At 42.9% G+C, this 18,730-nt stretch carries 12 protein-coding genes and 1 pseudogene; 2 read left to right on the top strand and 11 right to left on the bottom strand.

Translation table 11 applies throughout. The features are described from left to right. Positions 1–5: 5 nt before the first annotated feature. From Xinn_RS00240 to Xinn_RS00220, 5 genes and pseudogenes are all read right to left on the bottom strand, one after another. Positions 6–5,930 (bottom strand): type I polyketide synthase, encoded by a 5,925-nt coding sequence (locus Xinn_RS00240; RefSeq protein ID WP_086953270.1) that lies wholly within the window; start codon positions 5,928–5,930, stop codon positions 6–8. Positions 5,931–6,015: 85 nt separating this feature from the next. Further along, positions 6,016–7,032, bottom strand: coding sequence for a DUF6347 domain-containing protein (locus tag Xinn_RS00235; protein ID WP_086953271.1), 1,017 nt, complete (start codon positions 7,030–7,032; stop codon positions 6,016–6,018). 321 nt (positions 7,033–7,353) lie between these two features. Continuing rightward, a pseudogene (locus Xinn_RS22590) lies at positions 7,354–7,577 on the bottom strand (IS1 family transposase); the annotation flags it as partial. A gap of 82 nt (positions 7,578–7,659) precedes the next feature. Then, on the bottom strand, positions 7,660–8,379 hold the full coding sequence (gene tonB / locus Xinn_RS00225) for a TonB system transport protein TonB (RefSeq protein ID WP_244590100.1): 720 nt from the start codon (positions 8,377–8,379) through the stop codon (positions 7,660–7,662). A gap of 130 nt (positions 8,380–8,509) precedes the next feature. Further along, positions 8,510–8,689, bottom strand: a complete 180-nt coding sequence (locus Xinn_RS00220; RefSeq protein ID WP_086953272.1) for a YciY family protein — start codon at positions 8,687–8,689, stop codon at positions 8,510–8,512. 324 nt (positions 8,690–9,013) lie between these two features. Between Xinn_RS00220 and cls the strand changes: the two genes are divergently transcribed. Both cls and Xinn_RS00210 read left to right on the top strand, forming a co-directional pair. Continuing rightward, positions 9,014–10,474 carry a cardiolipin synthase gene (cls, locus tag Xinn_RS00215; RefSeq protein WP_086953273.1) on the top strand — a complete coding sequence of 487 codons (1,461 nt, stop codon included), beginning with the start codon at positions 9,014–9,016 and terminating at the stop codon, positions 10,472–10,474. Between the two features lie 196 nt (positions 10,475–10,670). Further along, a complete protein-coding gene (locus tag Xinn_RS00210) occupies positions 10,671–10,994 on the top strand; it encodes an HI1450 family dsDNA-mimic protein (RefSeq protein ID WP_211285987.1) in 324 nt (107 codons plus the stop codon). 59 nt (positions 10,995–11,053) lie between these two features. On the opposite strand, the gene oppF is transcribed toward Xinn_RS00210, so the two are convergent. The 6 genes from oppF to Xinn_RS00180 all read right to left on the bottom strand — a co-directional run bounded on the left by oppF (position 11,054) and on the right by Xinn_RS00180 (position 18,402). After that, a complete protein-coding gene (gene oppF, locus Xinn_RS00205) occupies positions 11,054–12,055 on the bottom strand; it encodes a murein tripeptide/oligopeptide ABC transporter ATP binding protein OppF (protein WP_086953275.1) in 1,002 nt (333 codons plus the stop codon). Next, positions 12,052–13,062, bottom strand: coding sequence for an ABC transporter ATP-binding protein (oppD, locus tag Xinn_RS00200; RefSeq protein WP_086953276.1), 1,011 nt, complete (start codon positions 13,060–13,062; stop codon positions 12,052–12,054). The genes oppF and oppD overlap by 4 nt, the downstream gene beginning before the upstream one ends. A 9-nt stretch (positions 13,063–13,071) precedes the next feature. Further along, positions 13,072–13,980, bottom strand: coding sequence for an oligopeptide ABC transporter permease OppC (oppC, locus tag Xinn_RS00195; RefSeq protein ID WP_086953277.1), 909 nt, complete (start codon positions 13,978–13,980; stop codon positions 13,072–13,074). Between the two features lie 14 nt (positions 13,981–13,994). Further along, positions 13,995–14,915: an oligopeptide ABC transporter permease OppB gene (oppB, locus tag Xinn_RS00190; protein ID WP_086953278.1), complete on the bottom strand. Its 921-nt coding sequence runs from the start codon at positions 14,913–14,915 to the stop codon at positions 13,995–13,997. An 84-nt stretch (positions 14,916–14,999) separates the two neighbouring features. Continuing rightward, the gene (oppA, locus tag Xinn_RS00185) at positions 15,000–16,640 is read right to left on the bottom strand and encodes an oligopeptide ABC transporter substrate-binding protein OppA (RefSeq protein WP_086953279.1); all 1,641 of its coding nucleotides are present in this window, start codon (positions 16,638–16,640) and stop codon (positions 15,000–15,002) included. A 121-nt stretch (positions 16,641–16,761) separates the two neighbouring features. Next, positions 16,762–18,402: an ABC transporter substrate-binding protein gene (locus Xinn_RS00180; RefSeq protein ID WP_086953280.1), complete on the bottom strand. Its 1,641-nt coding sequence runs from the start codon at positions 18,400–18,402 to the stop codon at positions 16,762–16,764. Positions 18,403–18,730: the final 328 nt, after the last annotated feature.

Genomic DNA, 18,730 nt, shown 5'->3' with positions numbered 1-18,730 from the left:
ATTATTCAGCTTCGTTTTTTCGGAGCCATATATGTTTTCCCGCCAATCGTAATTTGGCGCGAGCGGGTATCACAGAATTCACTGACAAAGCGTTGTGCTCCTTCTTCAAGCGGGATAATCACCATATTCTGAGCTTCATACGCCCGCTTCAGAACATCACTGACCATACCGCCATCCCACGGCCCCCAGTTCACTGAACGGACTACCTGTCTGTTTTCCTTGTTATTACCTTTGAAAGGCAGCCAGACAAATTTGTTCAGTACTTCGTTTGCCAGTGAATAATCTGTTTGTCCCGCATTACCAAAGAAGCCGGAAACTGATGAAAACAGAATAATATGGCGCAGGTTTTCACAATCTAATCCGCGACACACATTTTCCAACCCTCTGACTTTGGTATGAAAAACTGAATGTAAATCCGCCAGCGTTTTCTTTTCAATACGCTTATCTGCCAGATTACCGGCTCCGTGGATCAAACCCGTTATCGGCCCAAATGGTCGTTGTGCTTTTGCCAGTACCACCTTTACCTGTTCCGGCACAGTGATATCACAATGCAGATATATTGCTCTGGAGCCTGTCTGCCTGATCGCCTCCACAGTGGCATTGATTTCATCAATATGGATCAGAGGATTTAACATGCTGCTCACTTTAACCGGTGTCGGCTGAATCCCCTGACTTTTCAGGTAATCAATAGCCGCCGCCCTACGTTCAGCCAGTGTTGTTTTACCTGCTGACCATGCCGGTAACGGCGCAGTAATGTCGGTACGTCCGAGCAGAATAAAAGCTGCGCAACTCTGTTTTGCCAGCTCAATCACACAGTGTGCAGTAATGCCACGGGCACCTCCTGTCACGACCAGTACATCACGATTACTGACCCGCATATCCGGTGCTGCCGGTAATGTTCTTTCTTCTGTCAGCGCTAAGGTCATGCGTTCACCATTCACACCGCGCCCGATTTCTGCTACATCCGTCCGGCTGTCCTGAAGCTCTTCTATCACCATCCTTGCAACATCGTTGTCGTTAACGCTGGCATCAATGTCCACTGTGCGGCAGAAGACATTACTCCATTCAATATTCAACGACTTTGTCAGCCCGGTGATACCCGCTGAAACAATCGGTAAATACTCACGGCCGGAGGTCAGTAATTCACCATCACCCCGCATAATCACCATAAAGTATCCCGGCAGTTTCCCGTCACGGGTAAGACTGCTTTGCAGACATTTCGCCAACAGAAAAATGGTTTCAACTGAGCGATAATCCCGCTCATTGAACACTTCTGTCAGTGTCTTAACCGCCTGCTTCGCCGCTTGCAGGTAAATAACGCCTTCAATAGCCCCATATTGCTGTTTAATATCGCTCAGCGTGGCATTCAGTGCAGACTCATTTCCCATTACGGACTGATCCCGCCACAGCGACATAACAACAACCTGTTGCCCCAGATTATTCAGTGTTTCCACAACCGCATTCACACTGGTTGTTCCCTCATCAACCACCAGCCAGCGTTTCGGAGACGAAAAGACTCTCTGTAAACGCTCCGTTATCGGCAACATTTGTTTCACCACCGCAAAGCGGGAAACAGGCGAGTTCTCAAATAATTTATCTCTGCCTTCTTTATTCAGTGCAAGGCCATGATTCAGTTCAGGCTGAACCGCAGAAGTAATTTCCTGTTGCGATTCAGCCAATGGCTTTTTTACGTCATTACCTACAGCCGGAGACATGGTTGATGTGACAAACCCCAGAGGTGAATACTGGTTTTCAACAGCACGATTTTCAGAAACATTGTTTTCGGAAACACGGTTTTCGGAAACACGGTTTTCGGCTACATAACTTTCTGCGCGGGATTTTTCTATTGGTGGTAATGATGAGGGGGATGCCTGCCCTGATTCAGGCGCGCTTTTATTGTGGTCGCTTTCTTTGTGATACAAGGCACTGATTGCCTCATCGACCATCTGTCTGAAGAAGCCACTCATTTTGGCAAGAGTACTTAACGAATCGACTTCAAAATTTTCTATATCTTTATTTCTCGATGTTTCACCATACAGCTCCAGATTTGCTGAGAATACATCAAACATGGCACCGAAAATTTCCAGTCGTTTGATGGAATCAATCCCCAAATCGGCCTCCAGATCCATTTCCGGGCTGATCATCTCCGGTGGATAACCTGTTTTTTCACTGACAATATTGAGCAGCTGGCTGATAATGTTTTCTTCGGTGATCTGTTCAAGACGCTTAATCAGCTTTTCTGTTTCAGGATCTATTTTTCTTTCCTGCGCACTGACTTCCTCTTTTGCCGGTGTCGGTATCACTGGACGTACAGCCGCAACCTCCTCTCTTTTTTCTGTCGGCTGGAAATCCGGTACGGCTACAGAAACAGGAGAAATGGGTTCGACAACGCTAACCGATACCGCTTTTGTTGGTACAGCTTCTGCCGATACAGCTTTTACCGGTACAGAAAGTGGCGCAGAATATTCAGCAGCAGGTTGAGTCGGGCGGTTGATTGCAGACATCACTGGAACAGCCTGCCCGGGTTGGAACAGACTCTGTTGCGTCATAAAATAACGTTCGTGGTTGGTATGGTACAACTCAAGATTTTTATCAAGCAACTGAACGCTCTGGCTCAGACTGGAGAGCATCGCGGGCAGGTTCTGATGATCACGGCAATTTTCCAACAGGCTATACTGATTCTCCAGCAACATTCTTAACAACTGAATGTACTCCTGCTGGTTTGTCTGAAACTGTTGGTGTAGTTGGCTCATTACCTGCTGAGCCTGTAACAATCCACTTAATGTATCCCCGTTTAATGTATCCGCCGTTTGGTTTTCACTCATCTTATTATTCTGTTCCATAGGGTTATCTCGTTTTTGAATAATTGTAAGTTCATGCTGTTGGATAGAGTCGGTTTCTGATAAAGAGCCTGTTTCTGATAAAGAGCCTGTTTCTGATAAAGAACCTGTTTCTGGTAAAGATTCTGTCGGTACTGGCGATAAGCTGGCGATAAACTTCTCAACAACGGTATGATCCCCATCCCGCAGGGCATGTCGGCGTCGTGCTTTATTTTTTTCAGATAAGAAGAAACCACCGCTTAATCTGAATGTCAGACGCTTGTTGCCGTTATCCTCCAGTGGCGGGGTACGGACGTGCTGGTTTATATCCCGTAAGCTGACACCTTCAGCCAATAATCGAGCCTGAGCACGGGCCAGCTGCAATCGTTCTTCGCCTTTATCACTGGGATTGACAGAAATGACAGTGTGTTCCCGTGTTTTCAGAATATCGGACACTAATTTACCTAAAACGCCTTTTGGCCCGAATTCAATAAATAAACGCCCGCCCTGCTGATAGATTGCTTCGATGGTCTGGCGGAATTTAACCGGTTTTATCAGCTGCTCTGCCAGCAACTCCCTGATCATTCCGCTTGAATTACCATAAGACTCTGCCGTTGCACTGGAGAATAATCTGCATTCCGGCAACTGAAAGTTGATATCAGCCAGGAATTCACGGTAAGGCTGATAAGCCGACTGGATAAATTGGGTATGGAAAGCAGCGGATACCGGCAATATCCGGCAATGAATGCCCTGTTTTTTCAACTCATCATACAGCCGGTCAATCTGGCTGGTTGCGCCGCCGAAAACCACCTGCTGTTCCGAGTTATCATTAGCAATGATAATGTCTGCATAACGTTGCAGAATTTTTTCCCGCTGTGCGTGGGTCAATGAAGCTGCCAGCATCGCACCGGCATCATAACCGACACCATTGCACTGACTGGCTGAGGCTGCCGCTCTTCCTCTTGCAAGGGAAACACGATAAAAATCTTTTCCGGAAAGCACACCAGCGGCCCAGAGTGCTGTCACTTCACCATAACTGTGACCAGCAACAAAATCTGGCCTGAATCCTCTGTTTTTCAATATATCGAAATAACCGGCACTGACTGCCCCCAGTGCTGGCTGGGCATTAGCAGTCTCTGTCAGCCGTTGCTGCTGTTTTGTATATTCTTCCTCTGAAAATGCCGGGACGGGATAAATCAGCGGCGAAAGTGTATGGCCTGATTCCCTGATGGCAACATCATCAAGGGCTTCGAGCGCCTGACGCATTTCAGGGTAGTCATTGGCTATTTCCCGCGCCATATTGATATATTGCGAACCCTGCCCCGGAAACAAAGCAACAATCCTGCCATCCAACACTTTTCCCTCTGGCTGATAATAGATCCCCCGTGGATGTTCCCAGCCACTGGCAGTGTTCTTTTGTAACTGGCGGATCGCAACAGAGAGTAATTCCGCTGTTTGTTCTGCGGACTGAGAGACGAGCAATATTCTGGCCTGATGCGGCTGTAAATTATCAATATCCTGCTGTTCAATATGACGTCGGATGGCATTTTCCGCCGAATCTGCGGTAAAACAGGATAACGCGGCTTCACACTGTGAAAGTAATTCCGTAGGATTTTCGCCTTTGAATAACATAATCCAGGGCGATTCATTCAATCGGTAACGCCCGTTCGTCTGTCTTTTATACTCTTCCAGAATGGCGTGAAAGTTAGTTCCACCAAAGCCAAACGCACTCAGTGCGGCGCGGCGCGGTGCATCACCGGTTGAACGTAACCACGGCCGGGCCTCACTGTTAACATAAAAAGGAGTGGTTTCTGACAACAATAAATCTGTGGGCTTCTTCACATTGATTGTGGGCGGCAATACCTTATGGTGTAACGCCAGTGCCACTTTAATCATAGAAGCAGCACCTGCTGCACAACGGGTATGTCCTATCTGAGATTTGATGCTGCCGATTGCCACCGATTTCGGAGGAAGTGAGCATTCACCAAAAACAGCATGCAGGCTCTTCAGTTCGGTATCATCACCGGAAGCGGTCCCTGTACCGTGTGCTTCAACCAGTTGAATATCACTCGGCATAACACCTGCACTGGCATAAGCCCGTTTCAGTGCTTTTACCTGACCTTCCAGACGAGGGGCAAAAATACTCTTTGCCCGGCCATCGCTGGAGGCTTCAACGGATTTGATAACGGCATAGATTTTATCGCCATCCAGTTCGGCATCTTCAAGACGCTTCAACACCAGCATTCCCACGCCATCCCCCAACATCATGCCATCAGCACTCTGATCGAACGGTCTGGATACGTTATTTATTGATAATGCAGGGGTTTTACTAAAACACAGAAACGAAAAAACCGAGTTTTCCAGATTGACGCCCCCGGTTAAGACGGCATCACAACTACCGGATTGTAATTCACCTATCGCGGCTTTGATGGCGGCAAGGCTGCTGGCACAAGCCGCATCCACCATATAGGATGTGCCGCCAAGATCAAAATAACTGGCGATCCTGCCACAGGCAACATTACCCAAAAACCCCGGAAAGCTGTCTTCATTCCATTCAAGGTACATTCCGTGCGCTCGTTCAATAATGTCGTCTGCGACCTCTGCGGAAAGACCTGATTTCATCATGATTTCACGCAGGTAAGGTGCCTGTTGACGGGCTGCCAGCGAGAAGGAAGTATTACCGTTACCGCCACCACCTAAAATCACACCAATATGATCACGATTCACTTTGCTGTTTTGATGAATCAGTAAACCGGCATCCTCCATTGCCTGTTTGGCAACATACAGAGCGAATAACTGAGCTGTACTGAGCGAATCGAGAATTGCAGGCGGGATCTTGAACTCTACCGGGTCAAAATCGATGGCTGGCACAAAGCCGGCACGGTAACTATAAGTTTTATCAGCAGCAGCCGGATCTGGATGGTAAAAGTCGTCTTTTTTCCAATATTCTTCTTTTGACACCTCAGTGATATCGAGCAGCGAATCCTTTTTGCCTATGATATTTTCCCAGAATTTATATAAATTTGGTGCATCCGGGAAATGGGTTGCCATCCCGACGATCGCAATATCTCCACTAATTTTTCTATCATGCAAAAAATATGTCCTGGACATACATTCCTCGCGTTTTGAATAAAACAATCCCATACTCAGTACATATTTAATGCACTGCCTTGAATGTTTTTACTATTATCTACTGTCAGGAATATGGCTTAACTTTTTGAGATAAAACTTTAGTTCTCCCTCTTAATAAACCTGCTAATGAACCTACGATGCCGGATAAAGCACCCACAACAGTTTCAATAATCGTTATTTGTATTGGAGAAAAATGTTCTATAGATAAAAATTTAGTCGCAATAAAGATGAATGCGATGACACATCCACTAAAGACGTGGATTAGATAATACATTGAATTTTCATCAAGTTTATCATCTTCGTCAAACTGTAATAAGTTTGCTTTGATATCAATAATAGTTTGTTTCTGTGTCACATAAGCTATCCATAGAGAAATAATATAAGATGTACCTCCTGCACTAAAAGCCGCCACCGAAACTGTAATAACATCGGTAAAGTTACCGCTCTCTTGCCGAAAATAACCATATGCCAGCAAACCTGCAATTACAGCAGTAATAATTGACCAAGGTAAAAAATAATTAAATATTATATGTGTGTCACTGTCTTCTTTTTTGACTGCCATTTTTTTCAATAAAAATCGTTTTTTATATAACTCAACTGCGTAATACTTTATTCTGGATACAATGAAACACCCTGAAAACAATACCAATAAAAAACTAAAAATTAGTGACAACCAGATATTAATTTGTGATGACAGAGAAAAGAACTGTAATAAAAAATAAAAAGGAAGGGTTAATATAATATAAAACAGGAGAGCATAAAGACTAATCATACCCCATAACCGATAAACACTTTCACTCCTTCTTTTCATAATGTCTGATTTTTCAATGTCATATGACATCGTCTTGTGAGTAAGTTCATCAGAAGAAGCGTTGATATTATCAAGGATAATTTCAAAAGAAATTGTAATAGTAGCAATCAGTGGATAAATAAGAAGGTAAACACCGATTGAAGGCTCACCATTGAAGCTACAAAGGAAAAAGTAAATCCCGCCAATAATAGTAATATCAATAAAAGCACGCACAACAGCATTAGAAAAATCAGCCATTGTCAGACCTTGCGTGAGGTTCGATGTAACCATAACACTTCCCCTTATAAATCTGACCTGAAACCCATCGGGTATATTATTTTATACGTTATAAATTTTATTGTGCCTGTCACGATAAAGATAAATTACTAACATTTTTCGTCACAGTGTCTTTGTATACATCTAATTCATGACTGTTTCAATTTAAAAAAAATTCTTTAGCCTAAGAATAGTCTTTCATTAATCATTTAAAAACAAATAATTAATGGCACTTTTAGCACAATTAAAGATTAATTAATTAATGATAAATAAAAAATATAATTTTCAGATGTGGAGCCGTTTTGAGGTCATGTATTAAATGGTTAGATGTTGGTGCTAAAAATAATGTTCACGTTCAAGAAAAGTTCCTATCACTTTATCGTGCATTTCCACCGATTTTGAATAACCAATGTTTTTCTATTCAACCTTTTGATTCGGGTACGATGTGTTAAGTTCGTTCTTTCTATGCGCTAAGCAAGTGTCTTTCCAGGTAGTTGTTTTTCATCAGGAAGGTTGTCATAAACAGCATAATTATCTGTGCAGTAAAACCGAATAATGAACAACCCCGCCGCAAGCGGCGGGGAATATAACCCTCAGAGATTTACATCCCCTGTTAATGTCAAATAGTAACATTAATAAAAATTACGATATTGAAACACCTGTCAACTTAAACTCGATAGTAGTCACATATCCTGTGGCTGGTTTTTTTTCGTATCGCCATTTTTTCATCGCATTCCTTACATGCCGGTCGAAAACATTTTTAGGTTCTGCGGATAAAATCTCGATATTCTTAACCCGGCCATTCTCATCAATATCATATTTTACCTGTACAGAGCCTTCTGTGCCCAGTTGTCTTGCTCTGTCTGGATATACAGGATCTGCCCTACTTAGTGCTCTTGGCCCAGTCTGAGCTTTAGCTGTTGCACTGGTGGCGGAGTCTGTAGATTTTTGCCCATCTAACTTGTTTGTCAGCAAAGATTCCTGATCAGTGATAGGTTGTACAGGCTCTTCTGATCGTTTTTCTGTCTTGATTTCTTTTGGCTTAGACTCTTTTTTAGCAACTTTCTTCTCTTCCCGTTTCTTTTCTCTCGGTTTTTTTTCAGGCTTAGGTTCAGGTAACGCGATTTTCGCAATAGTTTCAGGTTCTGGTTCTGGAGCCGGTGGCTCGGGTTCAGGTTCGGAAATAGTTTCAGGCAGAGCTGGTTCAGAAACCGGAGCTTGCTCCGCTGCCAACTGGATCATAGCTACCGACAATGGAGGTGCTTCTGGCGGCTCACCAGATTTGAGCGTATGAAATAACGCCGCAGCAATGGAAATATGTAAACAAACAGAAAGTAGTACTGGCCAATGTATCCAACGCATAAGAAAATTCTTGATTAGCAGCATGATAGTCAATTTTAGGATAGACATTAGTTTAAATGCAAATGACTATCATATTCAATAAAGATTGAAAAACATCTGTATCATGCCACACATCATGTAAAGCTATATGTTAAAGCAATTCTGCGTTTTGAATGAACAATATCGACCGGCGATGCTTGTAAGTTCCCATCTTACGTAGGGCATAAATGCGTGAATAACGGCGAGATTGGCTTTCCAGCCAACGACGGCGGCGCTGGATACTTTGGCGAAGGAGACGCCATCTTCCTACTTCATTTCTGCTTCTTTTCATAAAATACCCTGATGAATTTTTCTCAAAATAAAATTTCTCTCAGCATAAGCGGAGTGATGTTATTCTTAATCGTCACTGTCGGGAATGTCAACCAATTACAGGTTTGTCTCAGTGTTCACGATGAGAATACCTGAGCATACATAAATAACCCCGATAAATAACATCAACTTAAACTAACTCTATTCGTCACATTTAGTTGGACATTAGTAATATTTAGGCTATTTTCTGCCAAATAGACTTTATTCCCTTGATAGTTTCTTAAAATTTACAGAAACTTGCATCAACAATGGTATTAAAATACTTAAACAGGATTGATTGCCACTTATGACAACCATTTATTCTGTACTTTACTGGCTGGCTATTTTCCTATACTGGCTGATTATTGCTGGTATTACTATCCGGGTTCTGATGAAACGCCGGCCAGTGACATCAGCAATGACCTGGGTGCTTATTATTTATATTTTTCCTTTAGTCGGAATAGTTGCTTATCTGTCATTTGGTGAACTGCATCTGGGTAAACGCAGGGTCGAACAGGCAAAGCAAATGCACTCTTCGGTGGCAAACTGGCTTTCTGAACTAAAAAAATCACAACATATTTTTGCCAATAAAAACAGTGAAGTCGCTGAACCTTTATTTCAGTTATGTGAACGACGGCAGCAAATCAAAGGGGTCAGAGGCAACCAGATGCAGCTTATGACATCTTATGAACAATCTCTTAAATCCCTCATTAATGATATAGAAACTGCCGAGCATAGTATCGAAATGGTGTTTTATATATGGCAGGCCGGGGGGTTGGTTGATCAGGTTACTGACGCTTTAATGCGGGCGGCAAAACGTGGTGTCAGGTGTCGTATCATGGTGGATTCGGCTGGAAGCTGGCAGTTTTTCCGTAGCCCCTACCCTGATATGATGCGCAAAATCGGTATTGAATTTGTAGAGTCGCTGAAAGTTAATATCTTCCGTCTTTTTTTACGTCGTATGGATTTACGGCAACACAGAAAAATCATTCTTATTGACAACTACATTTCATATACCGGCAGTATGAATATGGTAGATCCCCGTTTCTTCAAACAGAATGCCGGTGTGGGCCAATGGATTGACATCATGGTAAGAATGGAAGGCCCTGTGACAACGACACTGGGAATTATCTATGCCTTTGACTGGGAAATGGAAACGGGCCAGCGTCAGCTCCCTCCACCGCCTGACACTAATATTATGCCCTTTGAGCAGGCATCCGGGCATACAGCTCAGGTCATTGCCTCCGGTCCCGGCTTTCCTGATGAATTGATCCAACAATCACTGATGACCGCCATTTTCGCCGCCAGAGAACAACTCATTCTTACCACACCTTACTTTGTTCCGAGTGACGATTTAATGCATGCAATCTGTACAGCGGCCATGCGAGGCGTGGATGTCAGCATTGTTATACCGAGTCAGAACAACTCATTCCTTGTACGCTGGGCAAGCCGGGCGTTTTTTACCGAATTACTGGAAGCGGGGGTAAAAATCTATCAGTTTGAAGGCGGGTTGTTGCATACAAAAAGCGTTTTGGTAGATGGGCAGCTCAGTATGGTCGGCTCTGTTAATCTGGATATGCGCAGCCTATGGTTAAATTTTGAAATTACCGTGGTAATCGATGATGAACTCTTTGGCAGTGATTTAATGCTTGTCCAGCAGGATTATATTACCCGCTCAACGCTGCTTGATAGCGAAGAGTGGCAAAAGCGCCCTGTACGGCAGAGAGTGCTTGAACGCCTCTGTTATTTTTTCAGCCCGCTTTTGTAATCTGTGATTTTCGGCACAAAAAATCATCTTGGCATAAATAGTTAACTCTTTTTCATAGCCTCGCGACTACCAACGGGGCTATGATTACAGCTTAATAGTATTCAATCACTACCATTCATGTTTTAATTCCCTTCTGTTACCAGTTTCGGACACTACCATTATGGAAAATCAACCAACATATCCACATTCTCTTCACATGGATTTCAATAACCGGATGACCGAAGACGAAGCGCTGGAACAAGCCTATGATATCTTTCTGGAACAAGCGGTTGAAAACCTCGACCCTGCGGATAGCTTACTATTCAGTTTACAGTTCGAAGAGCGCGGTGGCGCAGAGTTATCAGAACCCTCAAACGTCTGGCTTAACCATGTTGATTTTGTGTTAGATCCGGACTTCTTTTCAGAAGTGATTATTGGATTGGCAGAATCTGATGAAGCCGAAATTGATGATATTTTTGCACGTATACTGATTTGCCGGGAAAAAGCGCATCCGATATACCGGATATTGTGGAAAGAGTGACATTGTTTGTATCACTAGAAAACCGCTCACACTTAAGTAAACGGTTTTCTTTTTTGACACTACAGAGGATCAACCTTCAAGCAAGAAACAGCATGTTTAAAGCTGCCTTCTAGCAATGGGCGTGTTTTGGCACATTCCGCATCAGCCATTGGGCAACGGGTGCGGAAGACACATCCGGATGGGGGGTTGATTGGCGAAGGTAGCTCCCCTTCCAATAATTCAATCTGTTTGTAGCGCTCTTTATCAGGGTCAGGGATCGGTACTGCTGACATCAATGCGCGGGTATATGGATGCAGTGGATTGTGATAAACCTCATCGTAAGTTCCCAATTCGACGGCATTCCCCAAATACATAACTAACACACGGTCTGAAATATGTTTCACTATCGAAAGATCGTGAGCGATAAAAATCAGCGAAAGCCCCATTTCCCGTTGCAATTCCTGCAATAAATTCACAACCTGCGCCTGAATGGAAACATCTAATGCGGAAACAGGCTCATCACAGATGATCAGTTTAGGTTCCAGTATCAGGGCGCGGGCAATTCCGATACGCTGGCATTGACCACCTGAAAATTCATGAGGGTAACGGTTTATCAGATTTGGTAGTAACCCCACCTTCATCATCATTTTTTTGACTTTTTCTTTTATCTCCGCTTCTTTCATTTTAGGGTAATAAGTTTTCAGCGGCTCGGCGATAATATCGCCGATAGTCATGCGCGGGTTAAGAGAGGCCAATGGGTCCTGAAAAATCATCTGGATATCATTGCGGATATCCCGCCACTGTTTTTCATTGAGATCAAACAGATTCTGACCAAGCCAGGTTACTGAACCACCAGATGCTTTGACTAACCCAATCACTGCTCTGGCAAGCGTCGATTTACCACAACCTGATTCCCCCACTACTCCTAGTGTTTCCCCTTCATATAGTCTCAGAGTGACACCATCGACAGCTTTCAGTTCTTTCGAAGGCTGCCAGAACCATTGTTTACCATCTTTAATATCAAAGTAAACTTTCAGATCATCAACTTCCAGCAGGACTTTTTTTTCAGTTGCAGTATTCATGCTAATTCCTCCTGACGTCTGAAACAGGCACGCAAGCGTCCGGGGTTAAATTGCTCCAGAGGTGGTTCTTCAGTCACACAATGTTCAGTGGCAAACTGGCAACGAGGCTGAAATGGGCAGCCTTTTGGCAAACGCAATAAGTTTGGCGGGTTACCCTGAATTGTTGCCAGAGATTCTTCATCGCCATCCAGTCTGGGAACAGCATTCAGCAACCCAATCGAGTAAGGGTGTGTAGGATGATAAAATATGTCACGCGCAGTACCATATTCCATCGTTCTGCCTGCATACATAACCAACACTTTGTCACAAATACCGGCAACAACGCCCAAATCATGGGTGATCATGATAATGGCGGTATTCAGTTCTTTTTTCAGCTCGTTCAGCAATGTCATTATTTGTGCCTGAACAGTAACATCCAATGCAGTCGTCGGCTCATCCGCAATCAGAAGTTTAGGCTGGCACAATAACGCCATTGCTATCATGACACGCTGACGCATTCCGCCAGAAAATTCATGGGGATACATTCTCATACGCTTACGTGCTTCTGGCATCTTAACGGCATCCAGCATTCGGACAGATTCTTCGAATGCCTCGCTTTTACTCATATTTTTGTGCAGCATCAGCACTTCGATAAGTTGCTCACCCACACGCAGATAGGGATTAAGAGATGTCATCGGGTCCTGGAAGATCATTGAGATTTCTTCCGCCCTCATTTTGTTCAACTCTTTTTCTTGCAGGTTAAGAATTTCGCGACCATTAAAAACCGCAGAACCACTGACATTACCATTACTGGCCAATAATCCCATTAAGGCAAAGGCTGTCTGAGATTTACCGGAGCCGGATTCACCAACAATACCCAGCGTTTCTCCGGCCTGTAAATCAAAATTCAGTTTATTTACTGCTGTTACATTGCCATCAGGTGTACTGAATACTACGTTTAAATCTTTCACCGTTAATAGTGATTCAGCGCTGTTATTAGTATTTTTTATCATTTCTACGCTATTCATAGGCTCTCCTTAACGGTCTTTCGGGTCGAGGGCATCTCGCAGGCCGTCACCAATAAAGTTAAAACAAAACAGGGTTAACACCAGAAAGCCCGCAGGAAACAGGAGTAACCACGGAGCCACTTCCATTGAGTTAGCGCCATCACTTAATAAGGCTCCCCAACTACTGAGCGGCTCTTGCGTTCCCAAACCCAGAAAGCTCAGGAAAGATTCGAACAGGATCATGCTTGGCACCAATAATGAAGCATAAACGACCACAACACCCAGCACATTGGGCACAATATGGCGCAGAACAATGTTACGGCTGGATACACCACAAACCAGTGCAGCCTCAATGAATTCCTTACGTTTAAGACTCAATGTCTGCCCCCGGACAATACGAGCCATGTCCAGCCATGACACCATACCTATTGCGACAAAGATCAGCAGAATGTTTTGCCCGAAGAAAGTCACTAACAGGATAACGAAGAACATAAACGGAAAGGAGTTCAGGATTTCCAGCAGACGCATCATGACCATATCGACTTTACCACCAAGATAGCCTGACATGGCACCATATAATGTGCCGAATATCACAGCGATCAGAGCTGCGGCAATTCCAACCATTAATGAAATACGCCCACCAATAGCAACACGGACTAACAAATCACGGCCTGATGAATCTGTCCCAAAGTAGTGGTGTGATTCAAAATCAGGAGACATAGTCATCATATTCCAGTCAGTATCATCATAGGCATACTGAGATAACATTGGTGCCAGAATGACGAACAATGTGATGACAAACAATACACATAAACTTGTAATTGCTGCTTTATTGTGAATAAAACGACGACGTGCATCCTGCCATAAACTGCGGCCTTCAATTTCCAGCTGCTCAGAAAAATTTTCCAGAGCTTCGCTATTTTTCTTATTCAGTAACATTGCGTGCTCCAGTGTTAGTAACGGATTTTCGGATCGATGACGGCATACAACACATCAACGATAGCGTTAAACATGATGGTCAACCCACCTACCAGAATCGTCAGGCTTAACACCAGTGAATAGTCACGGTTTAAAGCACCATTAACAAACAATTGCCCCAAGCCGGGCAAGCCGAATATTGTTTCAATCACCATCGAGCCGGTAATAATGCCCACAAAGGCTGGCCCCATATAAGAGATGACGGGAAGTAAGGCTGGTTTCAGTGCATGGCGGAAAATAATCTTTCGTAGTGGCAGCCCTTTGGCTCTTGCGGTGCGGATAAAGTTGGAATGTAGTACTTCGATCATGGAGCCACGGGTAATACGGGAAATACTGGCAATATAAGAAAGGGATAACGCAACCATCGGCAGGAGCATATATTTAGGTGCTCCGCCATTCCAGCCTCCCCCCGGCAACCATTTTAATGTAATCGCGAATATCAGAACCAATAAGGGTGCAACCACGAAACTGGGGATAACAACCCCTGTCATCGCAAACCCCATTACCGTGTAATCCCATTTTGTATTTTGATTCAGTGCCGCAATAACGCCCGCACTGACACCAAATATCACGGCCATAATAAAGGCAGCAGCTCCCAATTTAGCAGAAACGGGCAACGCTTCTGCCACCAAATCGTTTACGCTGTAGTCCTTATATTTGAATGAAGGGCCAAAATCCCCTTTGGAAAGTTGAATCAGGTAATTGAAATATTGTTTATAGATAGGGTCATTCAGGTGATATTTTGCTTCGATATTTGCCATAACTTCAGGCGGGAGTTTTCTTTCTCCGGTAAATGGGCTGCCCGGTGCAAGCCGCATCATGAAAAACGAAATGGTAATGAGAATAAAAAGTGTCGGGATCGCCTCTAAACAGCGGCGTAAAATAAATTTCAGCATTGCCCGTTCCTATTGTCTGACCAAACCATGGTCATTAATTATCTGATACACAGGTGGTTTATTACTTAAACCACCTGCTGATTCCTAATGTTTGATAATGTACATATCCTTGGTGTGGAAGTTATCCAGCGGATCTTTACCGGTATAACCACCCACATAAGGTTTCAATAAACGAGAATTTGTATAGTAATAGATAGGGACAATGGCAGAATCTTTATCCAGTTGCGCATTGGCCTTAGCATAGATTTCAGCGCGTTCTTCATCTGTTTTAGCCTGCAATGACTGTTTCATTAAGGCATCAAATTCTTTGCTTTTATAATGAGCCGTATTGTTGCTGCTATCAGATAACATTGAGTTCAGGAAGGTAGAGGCTTCATTATAATCAGCACACCAGCCGGCACGGGCGACGTCATAATTGGCCTGATGGCGAGAGTCTAGGAAAGTTTTCCATTCTTGGTTTTCCAGAGAAACATCAACCCCGATATTCTTTTTCCAGATGGAAGCGGCAGCAATAGCTAATTTTTTATGCAGGTCTGAAGTGTTATAAAGCAGTTTAACTTTCAGTGGATTATCTTTGGTAAACCCGGCTTCAGCCAGAAGTTTTTTCGCTTCTTCATTACGTTGTTGCTGAGTTAATTTAGTAAACCAATCTGGTTTTTCATCTTTAAAATCGGCGATATAAGGAGGTGTATAACCATAAGCAGGTATATCTCCCTGATGTTTTACCTTATTCGTCATAATGTCTTGATCCATACCTAATTTCAGTGCAGTACGCACTCGTGGATCGTTAAATGGTGCCCTCTCATTATTAATTTCGTAATAATAAGTACACAATTTAGGATTAGCGCTCAGTTGCTCAGGGATCTCTTTTTTCAGTTTTTGGAATAACTCAACAGGTAAGTTGTCATAGCTCATCTCAATCTCGCCAGCGCGATAACGGTTGACATCAGTGACTTCAGAGGAGATAGGCAAAACAGTGACTTGATCAATAACAGTATTTTTATTATCCCAATATATTGGGTTCCGTTCGAAAACCAAGCGCTCGTTAATTACCCAGTTTTTCACTTTATAGGCACCATTGCCGACAAAATTTTGTGGCTGAGTCCATCTTTCACCATATTTCTCAACAGTTGCTCGATGCACAGGCGATGTTGATGTATGAACCATTAGCCGGACTAAATAGGGTACAGGATCACTGAGTGTTAATTGTAATGTATAGTCATCCAGTGCTTTAATACCCAGTGTTTCCGGTTTTTTCTTACCCTTGATGATGTCGTCAACATTCAGAAGATGGGCATACTTCATATAACTTGCATAAGGGGATGCTGTGTTTGGATCAACCAGCCTTCTCCAACTGTAAACAAAATCTTGGGCAGTGAAAGGATCACCATTTGACCACTTTACATCTTTACGCAGATGGAATGTCCAAGTTTTGAAATCCGGGCTATGTTCCCAACTTTCAGCAACTCCCGGAATGATGTTGCCATCAACATCATTAATCACCAGTGTTTCAAATAAATCACGAGCGATGTTCGATTCCGGAACGCCCTCTATTTTATGGGGATCCAGCGATTGAGGTTCAGAACCATTATTGCGTACCAAAGTTTGTTTTTCTGCCAGTTGTACACCAGCAGGAACTTTTGCCGCAAACGCCTGTACCCCGATCATCATACCCAATGCTACCGTAATCCCAGCAGCAATCTTCTTTCTTGTTGTGTTCATCATCGTTTTATTACTCCTATTGATTCATCTGGCTTTCTCAAAAGCCCCCTGATTTCAGGGTTAATTATTTTTGTATTCCAAAGGGAATTATTTTATTCGCAGCAATAGAATTCATTAATAACAATCAGTTATCTAATTTCTTAATATATAAATTCTTAAGGTCAACATAATCGAGAGGATCTTTTCCGGTCATCCCTCCGACTGTTGGTCTAATCAGGCGTGTAGAAACCCGGTAATACACGGGGATTAATGCAGAATCAGCATCAAGTTGTCTTTCTGCCTTCTGATAAAACTCCTTACGTGTTTTTTCATCTTTAGCTGTCAGAGCCTGATTGAGGTAATTATCGAAGGCTTCATTCTGGTAGAATGCCGTATTATTACTGCCACCTGACAAATAATAATTCAGGAAGGAGGAAGGTTCGTTATAATCACCACACCATGTCGCCCTTACTACATCATAATTGCCCTCGTGACGGTTTTGCAGGGAGGTTTTCCATTCCTGATTTTGCAATGTGACTTTTGCACCAATATTTCTCTGCCACATCGATGCTGCTGCAATAGCCTGCTGTTTGTTCTGTTCTGTGGTGTTATAGAGCAGAGTAAACTTGAGTGGGTTACTGGCATCAAAACCAGCCTCTTTTAATAATTCTTTTGCCCGTTGATTGCGTTTTTCCTGCGTCCAACCTGCCCATTCTGGATTAATACTAAGACCACCACCAATATAGGTAGGAGTGAAACCATATGCCGGGATCTGCCCTTGTCCCATAATTTTTTCTGTAATGATATCTCTGTCGAGGCTTAGCTTAATGGCTTCACGTACTCGTTTATCTTTAAATAACGGCTTTTGATGATTGATTTCGTAATAAAATGTACACAGATAAGGTACTGTTCGAAGTTGATCAGGAATATCCCGCTTCATCTTTTGGTAGAGTTCTGGCGGGATAGCATCATGAGTAATATCCACTTCCCCACTACGATAACGGTTTACATCACTGACACCCGAAACAATAGGCAGTAACGTGCCTTTTTCTATAATGGATTCTTTATTATTCCAGTAATGTGTGTTGCGTATTAAAACCATGCGTTCATTAATAACCCAATCCTTTAATATATAAGGCCCGTTGCCAATAAAATTTTCTGGTGAAGTCCATTTGATACCAAATTTTTCAACAACATCCTGCCGGACGGGTTTCAGCGGTGTATGACTCAACATATCGATAAGATAAGGAACAGGACGGCTTAATGTCACCTGAAAGGTGCGTTCATCTAATGCCTTCACACCCAGTTGCTCAGGCGATTTTATGCCTTTTAAGATATCATCTGCATTCAAGACATAGGTGTATTGCAGATAACTGGTATAAGGGGAACCTACTTTTGGATCAGAGAGACGTCGCCAGCTATAAACAAAATCCTGTGCAGTGACGGGTTTACCATCACTCCATTTAGCATCTTGACGTAAATAAAATGTCCATACCTGATAGCCTTCATTTTCCCACTTTTCGGCTACCCCCGGCACAGTTTCGCCATTCAAATCAGTTGTCACTAATCCTTCAAATAAATTACGAATAACATTTGTTTCCGGACCACCTTCAACTACATGAGGGTCTAATGATGTCACCTCAACACCATTATTAATGGTAACTTCTTGCTTTTCTGCTAATACAACTCCAGCGGGCACTTTTGCCGCCATCCCTTGTGCCATGGGAAACGATAATAAAACGATAGACGAAATCAACTGACTCAACTTTGATGGCATTTTTCTCATTATTCTCTCCATTCTCACCAAGTGATAAGCATAAACAGCAAATTAATCGTTTTTTAATCTAACAATCCCGACAACCTATGTTATTAAATAAAAATAACTTATATGTTTGAAATTTAACCCATGCAAGGTTTGTTGTGATATTTTTTATATTATGTTTATTAAAACGTTAAAGTAATTGTTTGTTCTTACATATAACATGCAACCAGAAAAATAAATAACACATTGATAAAAATAATTTTTCTTACTTAATTTTATCGAGAGCATCACGTTAAAATTCAAGCAAAAAAAGAAAATAAACATTATTTTAACAAAATGCAATCATCACTGA

This window comes from Xenorhabdus innexi (assembly GCF_002632485.1).
Lineage (GTDB): Bacteria > Pseudomonadota > Gammaproteobacteria > Enterobacterales > Enterobacteriaceae > Xenorhabdus > Xenorhabdus innexi.
This window is presented reverse-complemented; position numbering and strand designations above follow the sequence as displayed.

Coding starts and splice junctions, on each gene's coding strand:
- oppF (WP_086953275.1), bottom strand. CDS start 12,055: ATGAATACTGCAACTGAAAAAAAAGTCCTGCTGGAAGTTGATGATCTG.
- Xinn_RS00220 (WP_086953272.1), bottom strand. CDS start 8,689: ATGAAAAGAAGCAGAAATGAAGTAGGAAGATGGCGTCTCCTTCGCCAA.
- oppD (WP_086953276.1), bottom strand. CDS start 13,062: ATGAATAGCGTAGAAATGATAAAAAATACTAATAACAGCGCTGAATCA.
- Xinn_RS00210 (WP_211285987.1), top strand. CDS start 10,671: ATGGATTTCAATAACCGGATGACCGAAGACGAAGCGCTGGAACAAGCC.
- oppB (WP_086953278.1), bottom strand. CDS start 14,915: ATGCTGAAATTTATTTTACGCCGCTGTTTAGAGGCGATCCCGACACTT.
- Xinn_RS00235 (WP_086953271.1), bottom strand. CDS start 7,032: ATGGTTACATCGAACCTCACGCAAGGTCTGACAATGGCTGATTTTTCT.
- Xinn_RS00180 (WP_086953280.1), bottom strand. CDS start 18,402: ATGAGAAAAATGCCATCAAAGTTGAGTCAGTTGATTTCGTCTATCGTT.
- oppC (WP_086953277.1), bottom strand. CDS start 13,980: ATGTTACTGAATAAGAAAAATAGCGAAGCTCTGGAAAATTTTTCTGAG.
- tonB (WP_244590100.1), bottom strand. CDS start 8,379: ATGCGTTGGATACATTGGCCAGTACTACTTTCTGTTTGTTTACATATT.
- cls (WP_086953273.1), top strand. CDS start 9,014: ATGACAACCATTTATTCTGTACTTTACTGGCTGGCTATTTTCCTATAC.
- Xinn_RS00240 (WP_086953270.1), bottom strand. CDS start 5,930: ATGTCCAGGACATATTTTTTGCATGATAGAAAAATTAGTGGAGATATT.
- oppA (WP_086953279.1), bottom strand. CDS start 16,640: ATGATGAACACAACAAGAAAGAAGATTGCTGCTGGGATTACGGTAGCA.